6 protein-coding genes are annotated in these 6,200 nt (G+C 29.6%); 5 read left to right on the top strand and 1 reads right to left on the bottom strand.

Annotated features, from left to right (window positions below):
• Positions 1-272: 272 nt before the first annotated feature.
• Complete coding sequence (gene hutI, locus ABI549_RS13185; RefSeq protein ID WP_348076926.1) at positions 273-1,508, bottom strand: imidazolonepropionase; 1,236 nt, start codon at positions 1,506-1,508, stop codon at positions 273-275.
• A gap of 71 nt (positions 1,509-1,579) precedes the next feature.
• Between hutI and corA the strand changes: the two genes are divergently transcribed.
• The 5 genes from corA to ABI549_RS13160 all read left to right on the top strand — a co-directional run bounded on the left by corA (position 1,580) and on the right by ABI549_RS13160 (position 6,030).
• Positions 1,580-2,650, top strand: coding sequence for a magnesium/cobalt transporter CorA (gene corA / locus ABI549_RS13180; protein ID WP_348076925.1), 1,071 nt, complete (start codon positions 1,580-1,582; stop codon positions 2,648-2,650).
• A 21-nt stretch (positions 2,651-2,671) separates the two neighbouring features.
• On the top strand, positions 2,672-3,724 hold the full coding sequence (locus ABI549_RS13175; RefSeq protein WP_348076924.1) for a site-specific integrase: 1,053 nt from the start codon (positions 2,672-2,674) through the stop codon (positions 3,722-3,724).
• A gap of 183 nt (positions 3,725-3,907) precedes the next feature.
• A complete protein-coding gene (locus tag ABI549_RS13170; RefSeq protein ID WP_348076923.1) occupies positions 3,908-4,414 on the top strand; it encodes a hypothetical protein in 507 nt (168 codons plus the stop codon).
• A 142-nt stretch (positions 4,415-4,556) separates the two neighbouring features.
• Positions 4,557-4,799, top strand: coding sequence for a hypothetical protein (locus ABI549_RS13165; RefSeq protein WP_348076922.1), 243 nt, complete (start codon positions 4,557-4,559; stop codon positions 4,797-4,799).
• Between the two features lie 166 nt (positions 4,800-4,965).
• The gene (locus tag ABI549_RS13160) at positions 4,966-6,030 is read left to right on the top strand and encodes a hypothetical protein (RefSeq protein ID WP_348076921.1); all 1,065 of its coding nucleotides are present in this window, start codon (positions 4,966-4,968) and stop codon (positions 6,028-6,030) included.
• The last annotated feature ends 170 nt before the right edge of the window (positions 6,031-6,200 follow it).

Raw genomic sequence — 6,200 nt, 5'->3', positions numbered from 1 at the left:
CCTATCCAAATCGGATAGGGTTTTTTGTTTGAAATATTTTGTGATTTCATAAATAAATATATTCGTTAAAAAATAAAAACCGTTTATTTTTTAGTTTGTTTGATAAAAAATGTTTTAGTTCCGCAACTAAAGCATTTTTTATTGATAGCTATGTTTCTTCGCGTGAGGGATAAAAGCGCAAATCCTTTTCTTTTTTCCTTTGAAAATGAAAAGATTGTAGCGGATAGCGCGACCCGAAGTTTTTACGAAGGGACACGCCCAAAATAGATTGATTAAATAACTTTTCCTTCGATAAAAATCTTTTCTATAAGATTGCTAGTAAACGAATAAGCCATTTCGTAATAGGTGGTTAGTGGTTTTGTAATTATAATATTGGCATTTTTTCCTTTTGTAATACTTCCGTGAGTTTGGAAAATTCCCATAGCATAAGCGCCATTTATTGTTGCTGCATTTATAGCTTCTTCAGGAGTCATTTTCATTTTTATACAGGCAGTTGCCACTACAAAGTTCATGTTTCCTGATGGTGTAGTTCCTGGATTATAATCGGTGGCGAGTGCAAGCGGTAAACCTGCATCAATCATTTTTCGTGCGGGTGTATAGGGAATACTAATAAAATAGGAACAACTAGGTAATGCAACTGGCATAGTTTTGCTTCCTTTTAGGTCTTCAATATCTTCATCGGTTACAATCTCTAGATGATCGACAGAAAGTGCGTCATATTTTACACAAGCTTTAATTCCGTTGATGGCTGTAAACTGATTGACATGAATTTTAGGAATCAATCCATATTTTTTTCCTGCTTCCATAATTCTTTCGGTTTCTTGTACCGAAAAATAACCAGTTTCTAAGAAAGTATCAATATAATCTGCTAATTTTTCTGCTGCAATTTTCGGCAACATTTCATTAATAATCAAATCGATATATGCCGAATGATTTTCTTTGTATTCGCTAGGAAATGCGTGTGCGCCAAGAAAAGTAGCTTTTATTTTTATAGGATAATTTGCGGCTAATTTTTTGATTACTCGAAGCATTTTTAGTTCACCATCAACCGTAAGTCCGTAACCAGATTTTATTTCGACCGCTCCAGTTCCTTGCTGCATGATTTCTTCTAAACGAATTTTTGATTGATTGTAAATTTCTTCTTCAGAAGTTTCGTTTAGTTTTTTAGCAGAATTTAAGATTCCACCACCACGATTGGCAATTTCTTCATAACTCAAACCATTTATTCGATCTACAAATTCTTGAATTCGATTTCCTGCATATACAATATGTGTATGGCTATCGCACCAAGTAGGTAAAACTATTTTTCCTGTTGCATCAATAGTTTGGTCAGCTTCAATATTGGGACAATTTGACATCGAACCAAAATCTGCAATTAGATTGTTCTCTATTAATAAAAAAGCATTGTCAATTTTGGGTAAAATTCCCATTTCGGTACCAGAAACTTTATCGATATGATTCTCTCGAACTTGAAGTAACTCTTTTATATTGATGATTAATGTCTTCATTAGAAAATAATTTTTGTAAAAATAATCTTTGATTTTTAAAAACGGCTATCTTTATATCAAATTATTATAAGGTGCGAAAAATAAAATACAAAAAAGGGAAAAAAGTCGTTCCTACATTTTTAGAATATACAGGATCTCATAAAAAGGTTGCTACCGAAATGCAATTATTTGTATATGACAGTGAAAATTTGACAGAATGCGCAGATCATAAATGCCAAGATTTACTTTCTATAATCGATTTTAATAAAGTAAATTGGTTAAATATTCATGGGTTAAATGAAATCTCGGTTATAAAAGATGTTGGTGATTTCCTGATGGTTGATAATTTTATGTTGGGGGATATTTTAAACACTACAAAACGAACCAAACTAGACGAATCTCATGATGTTTTATTCTTTAATGTCAAATCATTATTGCCAATAGGAAATACAGATAATATAAATGTTGAGCAAATAAGTTTTTTGCTTAAAAACGGAATTTTATCTTCTTTTCAGGAAAAAAAGAGTGATTTTTTTGCTCATATTAGACAAAGAATACGAACTCATTCAGGAATTGTAAGAGAGAAAAGAGCAGATTATTTGCTGTATTTGTTGCTAGATGCCATTATGGAAAATTTCTATGTTACTATAGAAAACGAAGAAGATAGGGTAGAAGTACTAATTAATTTATCTAAAACGAGTACTAAACCAGAAATTTTAGAACAAATAGAAAAACATCGAGATAATTTTAATTTTTTGAAGAGATCGATAATTCCTTTGCGAGATTCTTTATACTCTATAAAAAGTATGAAAGACGATAATGTTTTTAATGCTATTGAAAAAGAAAATTATAGCTTTTTTGACCGTTTGCATCAAAAATGTTTAGAACTTTTAGAGCAAATAGAATATGATATTACTACGTTAGATAGTGCTTCGAATTTCTATTTTTCGGCACAAAGTCATAAGATGAATGAGATTATGAAAACCCTAACTGTTGTTTCTGTTTTCTTTATGCCACTCACATTTGTAGTTGGAGTTTACGGAATGAATTTTGAAAACATGCCGGAATTACATTGGAAATATGGTTATTTTGTTATTTTAGGATTGATGTTTATTTTACTGTTAGGTATGATTTATTATTTTAAAAAGAAGAAATGGTATTAAAATTTAGTTAAACAAGATTTTATGAAATGGGAAGCAAAAATAATTAAGCACAAAAACCAGAATCGAATTGCAGTTTTGTTCGAAAAAGAAGCAACTTTAATTAATAGAATAAAGCAACTTGAGGGTAGTAAATGGAGTCAATCTTTACAACTTTGGCATTTACCAGATACGGAAGCTTATCGAATTCAATTTAAGATTTCGGCGATAATAGGAAAGTCTGTTTTATCACATATTACGATTCAAAATCAAGAAATTTTGAATCGTTTTATACAAGAAATACAATTAAAATGCTATAGTCCTTTAACATTAAAAACTTATCGAAATGAGTTTGGTTCATTTTTGTATTATCTAAATGAAATACCAGTAAACGAATGTAGTGTAGAAAAAATTAGAGATTATATTTTATATTCTATAAATGAAATGAAATTATCTGAGGCTACTATTCATAGTAGAATTAATGCTATAAAATTTTATTATGAACAAGTATTAAAAAGAGAACGCTTTTTAATTGAAATTCCACGACCTAAAAAGCCTAATAAGCTACCTAGAGTAATCGCTACCAGTGATATAAAAAAAATATTTGAGTCTACTCCTAATTTGAAACATAATACGATGCTTAAACTTTGTTACGGATTGGGATTACGAGTATCTGAAATTATAAATCTAAAAATCGTTGATATAGATAGCAAAGTTATGCAGGTCTTTATAGAACGAGCTAAGGGTAAAAAAGATCGTTATGCAAATCTTCCTGTAAGTATATTACAACAACTTAGGCTATATTTTATTGAGTACAGGCCAAGTGTCTACTTATTTGAAGGTCAATTTGGCGGAAAATATAGTAGTCGCAGTGTGCAGCAGGTTTTTAGAAATTCACAGCAAAAAGCAAAAATAAATAAAATATTAGGAATACACAGTTTGAGACATAGCTTTGCTACGCATTTATTAGAACAAGGAACAGATATAAGATTTATTCAAGAACTTTTAGGTCATAATGATATTAGAACAACCTTAATTTACACTCAAGTAAGTGACAAAAATATTCGAAAAATTATAAGCCCATTAGATACTTTGTGATAAAAATGATTAGATTTGTTAGAGTAAGTATTTTAATTTAGAAAACACAAAAATACGCATTGCGTATTTTTGTGTTTTCTAAATTAAAATACTGATAATAAGATTTTTAAGTATGCGTATCTTTTTTGAGTTGCGTATATTTTTAAGTTGGGGGACAGCTTGAGAAACAGAAATACCGAAAATATGTTTGATAATATTAACGAATTAATCGAAATCAATTTAAAACTGCTAAACCAATCTTCTACAAAATCTTTGTGGAGAATGGACTTTAGAGATGATAAAGGTTTTGAATTAAATAACTCTGAAAAATTCGCAGATATAATGCAAGAACGTGGATTAATTAATTTTGAACCTGCGCAACGTTTTAGATGTGATTTAACAGAGCTTGGACGTGAAATATTTAAACACGGTGGTTGGTTAAAAAAGTTAGAACTTGATGGTAAAAGCAAAGAAGCCGAACTAAAAAAAGCCGAACTAAAAGATACTTTAGAAATTGAACTTAAAACTTTACAAAAAGAAAGCCTTGAATACCAAATAACAATCCGCAAACAAACAGATAGAATTAGAAATTTAGAAGAACAAATAAAACTCATAAGCCTTGTGAAATTATATTGGTGGTTCATTATTTTTTGCATATCCATTGGAGTATTTCTAAAAGTTCTTTCGGACAAAATGCAAGAGATAATATAACCAACGCCCCTATCCAAGCACAAAATAACCGAGAAGCGTTGCTGATTTTTATTAAATTTTGATTTTCAGGATTAAACATATTAAATAATTTAAAATATTTTCACTTGATAAGGTGGAAAACTAACCTTTAAAAATAAAAAGAATGGAAGTTATTATTGGACTTGTAATTATTGTTGCATTTGTGTTTTTAATGAGAGCATTTGGTGCTTGGATGTTAAGAATTGACGACGTAATTTTTTACCAAAAAGAAATATTGAGAGAACTTAAAAACAATAATTCAAAACCAAAAAAAGTTGAGTTCGATGATAATGACGAAACCGAAAACATTGAAATGGATTCAGAAGTAGTGAAAGCGTTGAGAAAAGCAAACCAATTAAAAAAATAAAGCCGATCCCCCAACAGCCGTTTCAATATACTGGCGGATTTAGTGGAATTATGTATTTTTGTTCACGTTTACGTTCAGCCAAAACTACTCTGCTATCAACTCCGCCAGCATCTTGAAGCGGCGAAACGTTGGGGGATATGAGCGCGCAGAACGTAAAAAAACACATATGAATAAAAGCAAATTTTTAAAACGTTTTTTAATTGCACTAATTTTTATAGTGTTTATTTTTCTGATATTAATAACAATTAATTTAGCTAACGAGACAGAAAATTGGAAATTTCTTGGGCTAGATTTTAATAATAAAAATGAAATCATTTCATCTTACGGTTCGTTAATTGGAGGAATATTATCATTTTTATCAATCTTATTTGTTTTAGTAAGTTTAATACAACAACAGGAACAAATTAGAAATGAAAAAGAAGAAAAATTAACAGATGAAAAAATAGAACTTTTAAATAGGCTAAAACTTTTAAGTAGTTTTTTTACATCTGCAATTGACAACATTGAGTTACAAGGAATACAGATGAAACAGTTCTTTGAAAAAGAAAAAGAATTTCCTTCACAAATGAATCAAATGTATTTCACAACTAATAAAAATTTCTCAAGAGTTATTGATTTGGATTCAACTTCTATTTATAAAGCTATTAACTATAACTTTAAAAACAATGATGATTGGGAGAAAATGTTTTTAAACATATATAGTATTTTTGATTTTTATTCAGACGCTATATTAGAACTCAAAGAAAAATATCAATCACAAATAAATTTTAAGGTTGAAGAGCAGAGAAAAATAAGTAACGACTTAATGCAATTTCTAAATCTTGGTGCAAATTTAGTTGATGAATATAAAATCAATATAGGAGAAGGTTATTTAGACCATCCTTGGTCGAATTTAGTGAATGAGTTTACTCCTGAATATTACAAATATTTGGAAGAATGCGTTGAAAAAAATGAACCTACGGATTTAAGAACTATCTCAAATCTTTACTTGCTACCATTTTTAGAAAATGCAATGGATATAAGACAAGCTTACGGCTATGACAATTTTGGAAGTAGAGTTTTGGTAAACTTATCCTCTTACATCAGAAAAAGAATTAATGAACTAGAAGTAAATTGCGTTTATTATGCCGAAAATATTGAAAAACAATATAGTGAGTATTTTAGCACGGAAAATGATAATTCTGAAAAACTGAAAAATTACAAAAGTTTATTTGATGAACTTCAAAACTAAATAAAATCACATCCCCCAACAGCCGTTTGGCGTGATTGGGGATTTAGTGGAATTAGCGTTTTTTTATTACCTTTACGTTAAGCCGAAAATACTCGGTTTCAAAAGTCCCCAACCACGCCAAGCGCCAAGACGTTAGCGGTCAGCTTCAAAAAAATCCAAATAAATGACAA

It is taken from the genome of Flavobacterium sp. (assembly GCF_039932285.1).
Classification (GTDB): Bacteria; Bacteroidota; Bacteroidia; order Flavobacteriales; family Flavobacteriaceae; genus Flavobacterium.
This window is presented reverse-complemented; position numbering and strand designations above follow the sequence as displayed.

Bases quoted from the DNA above. Each gene is read 5' to 3' on its own strand.
- hutI (WP_348076926.1), bottom strand. From the start codon at position 1,508: ATGAAGACATTAATCATCAATATAAAAGAGTTACTTCAAGTTCGAGAG.
- ABI549_RS13175 (WP_348076924.1), top strand. From the start codon at position 2,672: ATGAAATGGGAAGCAAAAATAATTAAGCACAAAAACCAGAATCGAATT.
- ABI549_RS13170 (WP_348076923.1), top strand. From the start codon at position 3,908: ATGTTTGATAATATTAACGAATTAATCGAAATCAATTTAAAACTGCTA.
- ABI549_RS13165 (WP_348076922.1), top strand. From the start codon at position 4,557: ATGGAAGTTATTATTGGACTTGTAATTATTGTTGCATTTGTGTTTTTA.
- ABI549_RS13160 (WP_348076921.1), top strand. From the start codon at position 4,966: ATGAATAAAAGCAAATTTTTAAAACGTTTTTTAATTGCACTAATTTTT.